Source organism: Chryseobacterium soli (genome assembly GCF_000737705.1).
GTDB classification, from domain to species: Bacteria; Bacteroidota; Bacteroidia; order Flavobacteriales; family Weeksellaceae; genus Chryseobacterium; species Chryseobacterium soli.
The window spans coordinates 13,419-29,414 of the sequence record NZ_JPRH01000017.1 but is presented as its reverse complement, the minus strand read 5'-3'; the positions used below and the strand labels follow the sequence as shown (position 1 = coordinate 29,414).

Below are 15,996 nucleotides of genomic sequence, written 5' to 3'. Positions count from 1 at the left end.
TGATCGTGATGGAAGCGCTACGTGCAGAGAATTCTATCGCCGAGATCTGTCGTAGGCACAGTATTAACTTAATACAAATTTACAGACATTTTTATTAAGTGGTAGCAATGAAAGCGCAAGAACTAAGAGCAGGAATAATCGCAGTATTTTTTATAAATTTGTATGATCTTATAATTGGCATAGGTTGACCGAAAACACTGGCATCAACATTCCGAAATGCCCAAGTGATTAAATATTGAAGCTGTAATCTTGCAAAATAATACCGAAATTAAAAAAATGGATAAAAACCGTCCTTCGCTCATAATGAGAATATCAAAAATATTTTTAAAAACAATCTTAGGAATTGTAGCCATAATCGCTATCCTACTCATCACGACATTCCTGATTCATCAAGTCAATTCAAGCATCGAATCTGATAAAATTGAAGATTATGGTCAAAAAATAAAAATTTTTGACGGTACAATGAATATTACAATAGATGGCCATGATCCAGACACGATTGTGTTACTCACCGGATTTGGAACGGCAAGCCCAAGATTAGATTTTGAACCATTAATCAGAAAATTAGACAAAAAGTATACAGTGATCACGATTGAACCTTTTGGTTATGGATTGAGTAGTGAAACAAATCGTGAACGCAGTTTGAATAATATGTCGGAAGAAATCCATGAAGTTGTGAAACAATTAAATCTTAATCGTTTTATATTAATGGGGCATTCCATTGCTGGGCTTTACAGCTTAGCATACATTAACAATTATCCAGGTAAAGCAATCGCATTTGTAGGTGTTGATACCAGTGTACCAACACAACCTTGGCCGGGTTATAATTCTACACCTATGGACTTTTTAGCCAAAGTAGGTGTAATGCGTGCATTTTTAAAGTTTTTTGGAAATGAAAAACCTAAAGAAGAATCAGAAGTACACCGTTTTGAACAAGAACACATGATTACGATGAAAGTAACCGGAAACAATACTTTGCACAGAGAAGCAACTTCATTAAGTAATAGTTTTAAAGATGCTCAAAAATTATCTTTCCCGAAGGATTTACCGGTTTTATTATTTGCAGACGAAAACTCAGCTGTCAAAGGCTGGACAGAACTGCATCAAGCGCAAGCCAACAGCGTGGATAAGGGAAAACTAATCTTATTGCCTGGTTCTCATTATCTACATCATACACAATCTAAACGAATTGTAGCAGAACTTGAGTCTTTTTTAGGAAAATAAAATAATTGATCCCGTCGTAGCGCTTCCTTGTTTGAAGTGTATAATAACAGCAATTAAATGTGTATAACATTCACTACTTGGATGATCTCGGTAAATCACACGAAGAAAAAAGTTCACAGTGATCAAGGTGGGTATTTCGGGAAAAGTGGTCACCTTATTTCGTATCAAACTGGCCACCCTTGGTTCTGCCTTAATTATTAGAAAGTACTGTGGCATCGATGCCAAATGTCATTAAATTTCGAGCTTTGAGCTCGCTCGCGTTTATCAGATCCTGCTAGGATTTCTCAAGTGATGTACTTGAATGTACCCTATATAAAGTATTTTTGGAATAGTTTTATTTTGAGATAATTCAAGTGTAATTGTGATATGTCATATTTTGGAGTGAAATTAAAAATTTTGGTACATAGAAGTGTATCATTGCCTTAATTTAGGTGATGATATACTTTAATGTAATAATTTTAATTCTAGCATTGTTTTAAGGCAAAAAATATATGAAGGCTTAATCCCAAAAAAGACCTCCACACTAATTTCATAAACTGCAATTGCTGGTACATTAAAGTTTATTATTATTTTTATTATCTAATTTTAATTGGTTTGAAAAATAGGGAAGTTTACCCTTTGCGATGTTGATGATTTTTAGCACAAATGTTCAATAGATTACTCCCATTGAAGTTTGTATAAATGTTTCATAGAAGCACTTCAGTCATCGTAATACAAAACCGATGCTAGTCTAATTTTTTATTTTCGCTTAACTCTTTTTTCAAGCTGTCTGTCAATAAGTTATTTTTTACTAAATAACCACTTATCATTTTCAAAAATACTTTTGCTTTCTTTATATACTCCTTCTCGAATTTTGCACAGTCAACAGCTGCTAGATTGCTATATGCTCTCATAATGAATCTTCCAGTATCTTCGTATTGCTTACTTACAAATAGTGTCCCGACCATAGAAATATAAGAAACAAATTCGTATTGAATATGATTTCTTCTTAAATACTCAATTGGCAGATTTTCATTCATGCTTTGAAAGTGCGAAATTATTCCGATGTCCTTCAAGTATTTCTCTTTTTCAATTACAAACCAGTCATCTATTACATCTCCATTCAGATTAGTTTCAAGCTCGTAATAGCCTATTGGTTCTATATTGTCAAGCCAATCTTGACTTTCAACGTAGAGACCTATTTTAGTTCTGATAATAGAATCTCTATGTCTTCTGTCAATTAGATATTCAAAACCATCAAACTTTGTAATAATTTCATCTTGAATAAAACCATTGAAAAAATCCTTGTTCTCTGAGTTGTCAGAGAATATTTTGTTTAGAGTTATAAATGCAGTTTTTTTCAAGTCAAACATCTCAACTCTTTCTGTCAATAATACCTCAAGTTCTTGGTCTGTCATAAGGTGGCTGTTAACGCTAAATTTACGAATTACACTAATATAAAATATGCAATTGCGCTAATATTTTTGTGCCTTAAAAATCTTATTATTTTATGATACTTTTTTTAGATTCTGATGGTAAGTATAATGAAGTTGTTTAAAGTAAGAAAGAATGATATTTTGATATAAAAGTTGTATCATTCTTTCAAAAAAAGCTTAGAAGGTAAAGATAGATTAAAAAAGAGCTATGCTGCTAATTATCACTAGGTATTAAGAAAAATAATGCAAAAGTATTACTGTTACAAGTTGTGGATGCTATCTTATATCGCTTAAAAACAGGATGTCAGTGGCGAGAACTACCGTGTAAACAGTTTTTTGAAGTAGAATATAGCTGGAATAGCGTTTATCAGCATTTTCGTCGTTGGTGTAAAGATGGTAGTTGGGACAATATTAAAAAAGAACTCTTTGCCAAGTATAAGAATAGATTAGATATGAGTTGTATTCAGTTGGATGGTTCCCATACTCCAGTTAAGCGAGGAGGTGAATCCTTTGGATACCAAGGAAGAAAGAAATGTAAAACCACTAATATGCTTTTTGTATGTGATAATCAGGGAATACCTATTGCGTATAACCAACCTCTAGCAGGGAATCATCATGATACCTTTGAACTGGAACAGCTTATGGGGGAAGTTATTGAGGATATTAAAAGCTCAAATATCAGGACTGATGGACTTTTTCTAAATGCTGATGCTAGGTTTGATACCGATAAGTTCAGGAATTACTGTTTCAGTAATGAAGTCTTTGCTAATATTGACTTCAATCCCATAAATGGAAAAGTATCTGAAAGAGAGTATATTTTTGATAACACTTTATATAAAAGAAGATTTGTAATTGAACGTACAAATGCATGGATAGACGCTTTTAAAGCATTTTTGGTAAGGTTTGAGACCAAAGATTTACATTGGAGGTGCTGGCACTTAATTGCTTTTTGTGCTAAACTAATCAGGAAACTTTAAATAACTTCATTGTATTTTATAAATTAGCAAAAAGAAAAAAAGGTTTTGCTTGTGATAGTTATAAATTAAATTTTTATGCTTTTTTTTATGATCCTTTGCCAAACCGTTAACAGTAATCTTAAAAAATCACTTGAATCAAAATGAAGACAATAAAGACATTTACTTTCTCAATTCTGATGTTGATGATGATGTCATTTAATGAAAGGCAGAAGGAAACTAATATTGATCCACAAAATAATCCGACTGACATTTTGAAAAAAACTGTTGAAAAACTGAATAATTTAAAAAATGTTAATTATTCATATTATCGTAGTATAAACTATTTTTCGGAAGACTATCATTCCGAGACAAGAGGAACAACATTTATAAATTTTGATAAATCTAATACAAGTTTAGGCTTTAAGTTCCAATTAGAAGATGAGGATATGAAAATAGTATATAATGGCATTGAGTATTTTTCTTTAGATAAAGGAGATAAAACAATTTCGATAAAAAAACGTCCGCCATCAAGCAGCTTTGAAAATATATCGCTTTTCTTAAACTCATTAATCACATTAAAAAAATCATTACCAGTAATTATAGCTGACAGAGAAATTCATAAAAATCTGTCTGATACAATAATTAATAATAAAAGTTACCATTTAGCTTCATTTGTTTTGAAAAATAAAACACTTAGCGGTCTTGGAAATTTTTCGCCAATAACATTGAAACGAAATTTTCTATACAAAATTGTTATAGATAAAAGTAGCTTTCTTCCTCTTCAGGTTATTCAGACAAACGATGCAGAGCCTAAAGATTATATGTTGACTTCTTTTGATAACATTCAAACAAAAGACAATATTCCATCCGAATTATCTTGGTATTATTCTACATATAATGAGTATGAACAAAAAACAGATAAGCGGCTAACTATAATTAAACATAACGAAGTAGTACCACCCTTTAATTTGCCCTACTATGATAACAATGACACAATTTCTTTAGCTCAGCTGCAAAGCAAATTTGTATTAATTGAATTTTGGATGAAAAATTGTGGTTATTGCATCCAATCGATCCCAACAATAAATAGCCTTTTAAGTAAATTTGATAAAACAACTTTAAGTGTTATTGGTATAAATAGCTCTGATAATAGCAAGGAAATTGCATTTTTTTATCAAAAAAATAAGCCTTTGTTTAAAACGTTATTGGATGAAAATGGAAAAGTTACACGGGATTTCGGCGTTGATGCATTTCCTCAAGTGGTTCTACTGGACGGGAATAGAAATGTTATTTATTCTGGAAGCTTGAATATTGAAGAAATAGAAAAACTATTGTCAACAAAATAATTTGAATCGTTTCCTTTTTTTACTTTAAATAACTTCAATATCTAATTTCTGGTATCTCTTGATTTTATAGCTGATTTTATAAAATTACCAAATCCGGACTCTCTTTTCAGGGGATATATAAAGCTTATCTCCGGGACTGATATTGAAAGCTTTATACCAAGCATCAATATTTCTAACAACACCGTTTACGCGGTATTCTGCAGGTGCGTGATAGTTCTGTGATACCGTTATACGGTATGCTTCCGGTGTATAAAGGCTACGGCTGGTTTGGGCAAGAGATAAAAAGTAGCGCTGATCAGCTGTATAGCCGTGCAAAAGTAACGACTCATCTGTATGATCAGCAAGGTACAGCTGATAAGCTTCATAGGCAACAACTGCCCCAGTCAGATCGCCTATGTTCTCTCCAACAGTTTGTTTTCCGTTCACATGAATTCCCTCTAAAGGTGAAAAAGCATTGTACTGCTCAATAAGTAGCTGGGTGCGCACTTCAAATTGTTTTCGTGTCTGAGAAGTCCACCAGTCGCGTACCAGACCCTGGCCGTCAAATCTTGATCCTTCATCGTCGAAGCAGTGGCCTAATTCATGTCCGATGACCGCACCAATCGCACCAAAGTTTACTGCTGGATCTGCATAAGGATCAAAAAATGGAGGTTGCAAAATACCGGCAGGAAATTCGATTGAATTATATAATTTACTGCTGGTTGCATCTACAGTTTGTGGAACCTGATACCAATCTTTACTGGTAAAAGCCCTTTGAAGCAGAGAACGTTCATAGTCCCAGCTTGCTTTTGCAATAAGCTGTTCATTACGGATAGGATTCTTCGAATCAAACTTTATGGATGAATAATCACGCCAGACTTCAGGATAGCCTATTCTTACGGTAACAGCATCCAGTTTAGCCTGAGCTTCTTTCCTGCTGCTGTCGTCCAGCCAATCCAGGTTTTTAAGCCTGACTGCAAATGCCTGTCGGATATAGTCCACTAAATCCTTGATTTCTTTGATGTATTCAGAAGGGAAGTATCTTTCTACGTAGAGCTTTCCAACTACTTCTCCCAGACGGTTATTAACATATCGGATTGATTTTTGTTCTCTGGGAATATCATCTGTAACACCTCCCAATTTAGCAGAGTAAAAGTCAAACTGGCTTTTGCGGAATTGTTCCGGCAGAAGTGTAGAGTGGTTAACGATCCAATGAAATGCCAGATAAGATGACCAGGTTTCTATAGGTATATTCGTAAATAGGGCTGCTTTTGCTTTTATCGCAGAATCGGCCTGCAGTATTACTTCACTTACACTGCTTACTTTTCTTTCTGCCAGAAAGGTTTTCCAGGGAAATCCTGGAGCGTAGGTATTCAGTTCCGAAATCTTCATCAGGTGGGAATTAATCTTACTGTCACGCATTTGCGCGGGCGTCCACTGTACTGCTGCTAATTTAGTTTCAAGTGCAAGTATATCATTAGCACGTTTATCAGCGTCTTTGATACCGGCAAGTTGAAAAATATGGCTTATATATTCTTTATAGGCTGTACGGTAGCGGGGATAAGGACCATCTTCTTTTTTGTACCATTCAGGTGCAGGCAGTCCAATACCGCTTTCGCTTAGTGTAACAAGAAATCGGCTTCTGTCATTAAGGTCCGGTCCGGTATGGATCGCGATGATTGAGAACGATTTTGGGTCTGCCATCCATTTTGTGACCCCTTCATAACTTTTTAAAGCAAGTATATGTTTTAAATCCTTTTGAATCGGTTTGAGTCTCAGTTTCTCGATGTTATTGGTGTCAAGGTAGCCTGAATAAAGTGCGCCTACCTGCTGTAGTGGACTATTGGCTGTGCCGGTAGCTTTTGTTCCATTATGAATTATCTGTGCTATTCTTTCATTAATTTTATTAGCGGCATCACCATAGTTGCCGAATGTTGAAGACCCTGCCGGAATAGTTTTTGATTTCAGCCACCCCTCATTAACATATTTATAAAAGTCATTGCCCGGCAGCACTGATTTACTTATAAACTGAGTTTCAATACCAAAATCTCCGAAGGAAGCTTTTCTTTTATCAGATTCATTCAACTGTGCCTGCATGTAGAAGGGACTGGCAGAAAGTACAGCAGTCATAATTATTTTTAACATTAATCCTCCTATTTTTGATCCTTGATCTTTTCGGTTTTGAGATAGTATAGACCGGTCTGAATGTCTGATTTTATAATTCATATTATATTCATTGTAATGTGCCGAAGTTACTTCTAGATTTTGAATTATGATTGTATAAATGCGAACAGGAAATTATTTTTTTAGTGTTAGCAGATAATCTGCTTTGTTGAAATTTTTAGGCGTTGTCCTTATTACAGATGCAAACGTATTATTAAAGTGCGGCTGGTCATAATAGCCATTTGCTGCAGCTAGCTGTGTCATTGTTATGGAGCTGGTATCTGGGTAGACAATATTATCAAGCACTTCCCGTAATTTTATGATGCGAATGAATACCTTGGGGCTTATTCCTATGTAATTTTTAAAAATTTTTTGCAGATGACGTACTGAACAGTTTAAAGAAGATGCAATTGATGAAACTTTTATATTTCCTTTATTGGCAATAATCATTTGTGTGCTTTCAATAATCAAAGCAGTTTTTATGGTATTCCTAAACAAAGGGTAAAAAGCTTTTGTAATATAGCTGCATATTTTTTCACTGCCTAATCCAATCATTGCAGTTAAATCCGATACTGGGACTACCCCTATTTCACTAATGGAACAAATCTTATCAGTAAAGATCTTGGCATTTGAAATTCCAAAATGTGCAGGTGTCCAGGGAAAAAGCTGGATCATTATAGCTTTTGTGTCTGAATGAATATCAATATACATCGTCTCGGTGATCTGACCACAGAAGTAAACGCCTTCTGGCATTGTTTTAATCTGATTTTGATGCTTTATGCTTAGTCCTTTTCCCTGAATAACAGCTATCGTAAAGTTTTTACAAATTATATGGTACACCAGTAGCTAAAGATATTATGCCTATGATTATAACTTTGGAACAGTAGTGTTGCAACAATACCAACTTTATATTAAACATTATTATATGATTTAAAAGGTTATTTAAAATTGTTAAAGTTTGTAAGCGTGATTTTTTAGCGAGTTTGATAATAATCCTATTTCGATCAGAATTACTTTATTTGATTTTTTGAGCCTTATCAATGATTTTCATAATAACGTTTCCAATAAAGAAAGTATTTCCAATAAAGATTTTACTTTAGCGATTCCTCCACTATAATTAATTTAAAACTTGGGCTGTAGTATCGCGGATTATATTTTGCATAATTGGATGATGATTCATAATAATGACTCTTTTTTTTATCATTATTTTCAAGACTACACAATCTTTAAATAAAAAAATGCCCCGAAGATAGTCGAGGCTCTAAATGTTTTCACAACGGAAAAATCCTTATTGTGAATTGCTTTTCAAAATTATTAATACAAATATAAGTCAAAAAATCATTACTGATTTACGGAAATCCACAATTTGAATAAATTTTTAATTATTACTTTTATAAAGTATCAAAAAACTAAAAGTAATGACTAAAAATATATTGGGTTTAGATGTAGGAGTTTCATCAATCGGTTGGGCACTTATTAACGAGGATATTGAAAATCCAAAGAATAATAAGATTATAAAATTAGGGGTTCGTGTTAATCCGCTTACTGTTGACGAGCAAATCAATTTTGAAAAAGGAAAGCCTATAACAACTAATGCGGGAAGAACTTTAGCAAGAGGCGCGAGAAGAAATCTGCAGAGATTTAAACTAAGGAGATTTCATCTTATTGATATTTTACAAAAAAATAACATTCTGAAACAAGCTGATTTGCTTGCAGAAGTTGGAAAGAATTCAACATTCCAGACACAGGAAATACGGGCTAAATCTGCTAAACAAAAAGTAGAATTATCTGAATTGGCCAGAATTTTCCTTTTAATTAATAAAAAAAGAGGGTATAAAAGCAGTCGTAAAGCCAAAAATGAAGATGAAGGACAGATTATCGACGGGATGTTTATTGCCAAAAAATTATATGATGAAAAGCTGACTCCCGGAGAATATTCTTATCAACTTTTAAAAGAGAGTAAGAAACAGTTACCCGATTTTTATCGTTCGGATTTACAGTCGGAATTTGATAAAATCTGGAATTTTCAAAAACAGTTTTATCCGGAAAATTTTAGTGATAATCTTTATAAAGAATTACAAGGGAAAAATAAAAATGCCACCTGGAAGACTTTAGAAATACCTTTTTCACTAGTCGGTATCAAGCAAACGGGAACTTTGCAGGAGAAAAAACTGGAGAAATATTCTTGGAGAAGTGATGCTGTGAAAAAACAGCTTGACTATGAAAAATTAGCAGTTGTTTTTCAGGAGATTAATAGTAATATTTATAATTCCAGCGGATATTTGGGAGCGATTAGTGATAGAAGTAAAGAACTGTATTTCAATAATCAGACGGTTGGAGAATACCTGTACAATCAAATTAAAGAGAATCCTCATACGAAACTCAAAAATCAGGTTTTTTATCGTCAGGATTATTTGGATGAATTTGAAAAAATATGGGAAACCCAATCCAAATATCATACAACATTAACGAAAGAACTGAAAGAAGAAATCCGTGATATTATCATTTTCTATCAAAGAAAACTAAAGTCTCAGAAAGGATTGATAAGTATTTGTGAGTTTGAAAACCGAGAGATTGAAATTAAAGAGAACGGAAAAATTAAGAAGAAAACAGTTGGATTAAAAGTAGCTCCGAAATCTTCACCATTGTTTCAGGAGTTTAAAATCTGGCAGATTCTTAATAATTTGCAGTTTCAGAATATTGAGTCTAAAGAAATATTTCCAATTGATTTAGATTTTAAAGAATCAATTTTTAATGAAGTCAATATAAAAGGAAGAATTTCTGCGAAAGCAGTTTTAGATTTATTGGGATATTCAGGTAAAGAATGGAATCCCAATTTTAAAGATATTGAAGGAAATAATACCAACGAAAATCTGTATAATGCTTATTTAAAAATAATTGCTGACGAAGAATTTGAACTTCCAAAAGAATTTAAATTGAATGGTGATGATGATCTTTATGTTTCGAAGATTGCCTGTTCTGCAAGTAAAATAAAGGATTTTGTTAAAGAAAAATTTTCCGAAATAGGAATTAATACATCTATTTTAGATTTTAACCCTGAACTTGAAGGGAAAGATTTTGAAAAACAAGCTTCTTATCAATTTTGGCATTTACTTTATTCTTATGAAGGTGATGATTCTCAGTCCGGAAATGAAAAACTGTATGAGCTTCTGGAGAAAAAGTTTGGTTTCAAGAAAGAGCATTCCAAAATACTGAGCAATATTGGATTTCCTCTGGATTATGGAAATTTAAGCACGAAAGCAATGCGAAAAATCATTCCCCATTTAAAAGCAGGTTTGTCATTTGCTAAGAAATCAAAAGAAGATAATATTCTTTCTGCAACTGCAATGGCAGGTTATAATCATTCAAATTCATATACCAAAGAAGATTTAGCAAAAAGAGTTCTGAAAGAGAAGTTAGAAGTTTTTCCTAAAAATTCATTGCGAAATCCCGTTGTAGAAAAGATTTTGAATCAAATGATAAATTTAGTAAATGAAGCCGTTGAAGAATATGGAACAATAGATGAAGTAAGAATAGAATTGGCCAGAGAGCTCAAAAAAAATGCTGAAGAAAGGGCAAATATGACTTCAGAAATAGGTAAGGCAACTTTACTTCACCAAAAGTATGCGGAGATTTTAAAAAAAGAATTTGATATTCCTGTTCCATCTCGAAACGATATTATTCGATATAAATTATATTTGGAACTGGCAAATAACGGCTATAAAGATTTATATACAGATGTTCAGATTAAAAGAGAGGAACTTTTCACAAATAAATATGATATAGACCATATTATTCCGCAATCGCGATTTTTTGATGATAGCTTTTCTAATAAGGTTTTGGTTCCGAGAGGTGCAAATCTTAAAAAAGCAAATCAGACTGCATTTGATTATCTGGAAAATGAAGACAAGCAAAAATTAGAAAAATTTCTCAATATTATCAAAAATCTTTATGATAAAGGTGAAATAACAAAAGCTAAATATGAAAAACTCCAGAAAAAGGGTAGTGATATTGGCGAAGGTTTTATTGAAAGAGATTTACGCGATACCCAATATATAGCCAAAAAAGCCAAAGAAATACTTTTTGGAATTACTCATTCTGTTATTTCTACTTCAGGTAAAATCACCGATAAACTGCGTGAAGACTGGAATCTGGTGAATACGATGAAAGAGCTTAATTTGGATAAATATAAAAAATTAGGTTTAACGGAAACTTTACTAAACTCTAAAGGTGAAGAAAAAGAACGAATTATAGATTGGTCCAAAAGAAATGACCACCGTCATCATGCAATGGATGCTCTCACAGTTGCTTTCACTACACATAATCATATTCAGTACCTTAATTATCTCAACGCGAGAAAAGATGAAGATCATAAGCAGCATAAAGTAATATCAAATATTGAAAATTTAATTACTAAAGTATTTGAGAAGAAAAATGGTGCAAAGCAGAGAAGATTTATAGAGCCAATTAATAATTTCAGAGTGGATGCCAAAAAACATTTGGATGAAATATTGATTTCACATAAAGCAAAAAATAAAGTTGTTACTAAAAATATAAATAAGATTAAGAAAAAGGGGAGTGTGGTTGCAAAAACTGAGCTTACTCCAAGAGGACAGCTTCATAAGGAAACCATTTATGGAAGTTCTAAATTTCTTAAAACTAAAGATGAAAAAATTTCAGGAAAGTTCGATTTAGAAACGATTAATAAAGTTCAGAATGAAAAGTATAAAAATGCTTTATTGCAAAGACTAAGAGAATTTGGGGAAGATTCTAAAAAGGCATTTACAGGTAAAAATGTGATTTCAAAAAATCCGATATATCTTGATGAAGAAAAAACGCTGCAAATACCTGAAAGTGTGACTTTAGCCTGGTATGAAATGATATATACCATAAGAAAACCGGTGAACCCGGATAATTTTAAAGATTATAAAAACATAGACAAAGTAACGGATGAAAAGATTCGTGCTGTTTTAACTGATAGATTGCGAAAGTTTAACGGAAATTCAAAAGAAGCATTTTCAGATTTAGAGAAAAATCCTATTTGGCTGAACAAATCCAAAGGAATTGCAATAAAAACGGTTACGATTACCGGAATGAGCAATGTGGAAGCGTTGCACTATAAAAAAGATCATCTGGGAAAGGAAATCTTAGATAAAAAGGGTGATAGAATGCCTGTTGATTTTGTAAGTACAGGGAATAACCATCACGCCGCTATTTATGAAGATGCAAAAGGAAACTTACAGGAAAGGGTGGTAAGCTTCTATGAAGCTGTTGAAAGGGTAAATCAAGGACTCTCTGTTGTAAATAAAGATTATAACGCTGGTTTGGGATGGAAGTTTTTATTCACAATGAAACAAAATGAAATGTTCTTATTTCCATCAGAAGATTTTAATCCTAAAGAAATTGATTTATATGATGAAAAGAATTTAAAACTGATTGCTAAGAATTTGTTTAGAGTACAGAAGTTTGGGGAGCTTTCGAAGTCAGGGTTTTGGTTTAGACATCATTTAGAAACATCAGTTGATGTAAAAAAAGAATTAAGAAATTATTCTTATTTAGACTTTTACAGTAAAGATTTTATGAAAACAATCGTTAAAGTTAGGCTTAATCATTTAGGCAAAATTGTACAGGTAGGAGAATATTAAATTAAAATTTGAATCATGATTACACGCTCAATCTATATCGGAAGTCCTGCGTATCTGAAGCTCAAAGACGAACAGATGAAAATCCTGTGTCCTGAAACCAAAACGGAAAAAGGGAGTGTGCCTGTGGAAGATTTAGGACTTTTGATGTTGGATCATTTTCAAATCACCATTTCTCATAATCTTATTCAGAAAATGATGGGTAATAATGTGGTAGTGGTAAGTTGCGATACTCATCATTTACCACACGGGATCATGTTGCCGCTATACGGACATACCGAACATTCGGATAGAGTAAAAGATCAATTGGAAGCAAGTGAACCACTCAAAAAACAGCTTTGGAAGCAGACGATTGAATGTAAAATTGAAAATCAGAAAAATATTTTGATGAGGTTGGGGAATTATTATGAACCAATGATTGATTATCAAAACAACGTGAAAAGTGGAGATATTACCAATATGGAAGGTATCGCGGCCCAACATTATTGGAAATACTTAATTAGTCTTGATTTTCTCAGACAACGTTTTGGAGATTCTCCCAATCAGTTCTTCAACTTTGGCTATGCAGTACTGAGAAGTATTGTTGCAAGAGCTATAGTGGAAACGGGACTACTTCCTGTATTGGGAATTTTTCATAAAAATAAATACAATCCTTACTGCCTTGCTGATGATTTGATGGAGCCTTATCGACCGTTTGTAGACTTGTTGGTGATGCAGTGGCTTGAAGTAAATTCTGATAAGGATGAGCTTGCAAAAGATTTTAAGGCTCATATCCTGCAGATTGCAACAAGAGATGTAAATATTGACGGGAAAAAAAGACCACTTTTGGTAGCTGTAAAAATCACAGCGAGCTCGCTTTATAAATGTTATACTGGAGAAAAACGTCTGATTTCTTATCCTGAATTAGTATGAATACCGAAAGGTTTAATGCTTACCGAATTATGTGGGTTTTAGTATTATATGATTTACCAACTGAAACTAAGGCTAATATGAAGGATGCAAATCGCTTCCGAAAAGCTTTGATTGATGACGGATTTACATTGTTTCAGTTTTCAATGTATGTTCGCCACTGTCCGAGTCGGGAAAATGCAGAAGTACATATTAAAAGAGTGAAATTTATGCTTCCTAAAGCTGGAAAAGTTGCAATAATGAGTATTACCGACAAGCAATTTGGCGATATTGAAATCTTCTTTGCCAGAAATAAAGAAGAGCCACCTCCAACCTTTCAGCAACTTGAATTATTCTAAATTTTAAATTCTAAAAATAAAAACAATCTACTGATTGTCAATAGATTGTTTTTTGAGGTTGTGACTAATCACGAAGGTAATAATTTTTGAAAGCAATTCACAACATGCAGTTCCCTGTGCTGCCAAAGTATTAAGCTGTGACTAATCATGAAGGTAATAATTTTTGAGAGCAACTTATTATGATTTGTTCAATATTAACCATTCAATTCGGCGTTTCATTTACAGTATCAGCCTTCTTGAAAGAAGCAGCTAACATATATAGAAAATCCAAGATAATGACTGTTTCATCTTCATTAACGCGTATTCCATTATGCCTTAATATTTTTAATGCCTGATTAGTGGAGACCATTCGTCCTGAAAAAGATTTTGTAATTCGATTGATACTTTTTTCAATAATTTTTAATGGTTTATCAATTTCTTTTTTGACTATGCCGTCATGCATTATAATTTTTTTTAGAATTGGATTTATTTGTAAGGATTTGAAATTTCCTTTTGATATAGTTATTTCTGAAGGTGTAAACATACTTACGATGAACCTTTTACCTACATAATCTTGGGTGCTATAGGATTGAAAAATACTAATTCCATTATCTGACCATATATCTGCAAGTTCAGAATTATCTCCGATCAGTTTCTGTGTAAGATGTTGTAACCTATCATTTAAGTAGTGCATAATTTGATTATGTTCTTTTTTTGTATCCCTAAAATCATCAAAGTCTATTTTTCCAGCAAGTAAGTATCTTCTTGCTTTTGATATGAACTCCTTATGCTGGGAAATTTCTACAAGAACGGCTTTTCTTTCATTCAATGACTGCCTTCTTGCAGAGAATATATTTTCTTCTTCCAATACAAGATTAAAAAGCTCGTACACGTTGGGAAGGAGAGTAATTCTTTTTAAGTAGTTTTCATACGAAGCTTCCAAAATATCTGCTCTATATCTGCCTTTGCATTTCGAAGTGGTACAATGGTAATATCTGTATTTTGCAAGTTTGCCCTGTGAAGTGCTTCCCGTAAATCGTCGTCCACAAAAAGGACAAACTAAGAATCCTCTAAGTGGGAATAAGAACTTTGTTTGAAACTTTGCTTCATTCTGTTTGCGTCTGCTTTTGAGCAGGAGCTGGACTGTTCTGAAAAGATCTTCAGATATGATAGGTTCATGGATTGCTTTTACAAATTGAACAACTTCATCTTTAATTGCTTTAACCGTAATTACTCCACAATAAATAGGATTATGCAATATCTTCCAAAAATTATTCTTACTACATTGTAAACCCTTATGAACAGTCATCATTCTAACCTGATTGATCGAATATGTACCAGTTGCAAACTGCTCAAAAGCCCATTTAATTAAATCTGCCTGTGGTTGTTTAGGGCTCATGATTTTTCTGCCTTCTAGTGTTGACTGGTTTATATATCCCATTGGAGCTCTTCCTGGCCATCTCCCCATTTTTCGAGCCCTACGCATTCCATCAGACGCGTTTCTACCCCTCCTATTGTTTTCGGCTTCGGGTATTGACAAGTATATTGCAAGCATAACGATGCTTTCAGGCACATCAAAATCGATTGGCTGGTCAATAGCGAATGGCTTGGTGTTTAATGCTCTTAAGATACCAAGCATTTGATAAGCATATTCGATATTCCGACTAAAGCGATCCCATTTAATGAATAGTATATTTTCTGAAGGTCTTTTTTTGTTACTTTTTAAAGTTGTAATAATTTTTTTCCATTCAGGCCGGTTAAAGTCCTTTGCTGAAAAATCTTCTCTGAAGATTCCTTTGACAGCAATTTGATTCTGCTCACAATATTTCATCAGTCTATCTTCTTGTTCTGGGAGAGAATAGCCATTTCTCATTTGTTCATCAGTACTGACTCTGACATATAAATACGCTGATTTCATAAAATCTATAGTTTATGTAGTATCAACGTTTTAAGAGTATTGTTTTATTTGAAATAAGATCAAAAAGATTGTAAAAATGAGTATTTAAGGTGGAGTATAGGAGGGTATCTAAACATCTTTGAACTGA

General features: G+C 33.1%; 10 protein-coding genes. 6 read left to right on the top strand and 4 right to left on the bottom strand.

Annotated elements, in window-relative coordinates:
* Positions 1-276 precede the first annotated feature (276 nt).
* A complete protein-coding gene (locus IW15_RS21400; RefSeq protein ID WP_034715644.1) occupies positions 277-1,224 on the top strand; it encodes an alpha/beta fold hydrolase in 948 nt (315 codons plus the stop codon).
* Positions 1,225-1,949: 725 nt separating this feature from the next.
* Here IW15_RS21400 and IW15_RS21395 read toward each other — a convergent pair.
* The gene (locus tag IW15_RS21395) at positions 1,950-2,621 is read right to left on the bottom strand and encodes a hypothetical protein (protein ID WP_034715588.1); all 672 of its coding nucleotides are present in this window, start codon (positions 2,619-2,621) and stop codon (positions 1,950-1,952) included.
* 248 nt (positions 2,622-2,869) lie between these two features.
* Here IW15_RS21395 and IW15_RS21390 point away from each other — a divergent pair, with 248 nt between their 5' ends.
* Positions 2,870-3,616 carry an IS5 family transposase gene (locus IW15_RS21390; RefSeq protein ID WP_117584592.1) on the top strand — a complete coding sequence of 249 codons (747 nt, stop codon included), beginning with the start codon at positions 2,870-2,872 and terminating at the stop codon, positions 3,614-3,616.
* 140 nt (positions 3,617-3,756) lie between these two features.
* Positions 3,757-4,941, top strand: coding sequence for a TlpA family protein disulfide reductase (locus tag IW15_RS21385; protein WP_084681539.1), 1,185 nt, complete (start codon positions 3,757-3,759; stop codon positions 4,939-4,941).
* Between the two features lie 84 nt (positions 4,942-5,025).
* Here the strand turns inward: IW15_RS21385 and IW15_RS21380 are convergent, their stop codons facing one another.
* Complete coding sequence (locus IW15_RS21380; protein ID WP_034715642.1) at positions 5,026-7,065, bottom strand: M13 family metallopeptidase; 2,040 nt, start codon at positions 7,063-7,065, stop codon at positions 5,026-5,028.
* A 153-nt stretch (positions 7,066-7,218) separates the two neighbouring features.
* Positions 7,219-7,836 (bottom strand): helix-turn-helix transcriptional regulator, encoded by a 618-nt coding sequence (locus IW15_RS21375; RefSeq protein ID WP_084681537.1) that lies wholly within the window; start codon positions 7,834-7,836, stop codon positions 7,219-7,221.
* 665 nt (positions 7,837-8,501) lie between these two features.
* Here IW15_RS21375 and cas9 point away from each other — a divergent pair.
* From cas9 to cas2, 3 genes are read left to right on the top strand one after another with little or no spacing between them, the layout of a single operon-like run.
* The gene (gene cas9, locus IW15_RS21370; protein ID WP_034715583.1) at positions 8,502-12,728 is read left to right on the top strand and encodes a type II CRISPR RNA-guided endonuclease Cas9; all 4,227 of its coding nucleotides are present in this window, start codon (positions 8,502-8,504) and stop codon (positions 12,726-12,728) included.
* Between the two features lie 15 nt (positions 12,729-12,743).
* Positions 12,744-13,637, top strand: a complete 894-nt coding sequence (cas1, locus tag IW15_RS21365) for a type II CRISPR-associated endonuclease Cas1 (RefSeq protein WP_034715581.1) — start codon at positions 12,744-12,746, stop codon at positions 13,635-13,637.
* On the top strand, positions 13,634-13,972 hold the full coding sequence (gene cas2 / locus IW15_RS21360; protein WP_034715579.1) for a CRISPR-associated endonuclease Cas2: 339 nt from the start codon (positions 13,634-13,636) through the stop codon (positions 13,970-13,972). The genes cas1 and cas2 overlap by 4 nt, the downstream gene beginning before the upstream one ends.
* A gap of 202 nt (positions 13,973-14,174) precedes the next feature.
* Here cas2 and IW15_RS21355 read toward each other — a convergent pair whose 3' ends face one another.
* The gene (locus tag IW15_RS21355) at positions 14,175-15,869 is read right to left on the bottom strand and encodes a recombinase family protein (RefSeq protein ID WP_084681535.1); all 1,695 of its coding nucleotides are present in this window, start codon (positions 15,867-15,869) and stop codon (positions 14,175-14,177) included.
* Positions 15,870-15,996 lie beyond the last annotated feature (127 nt).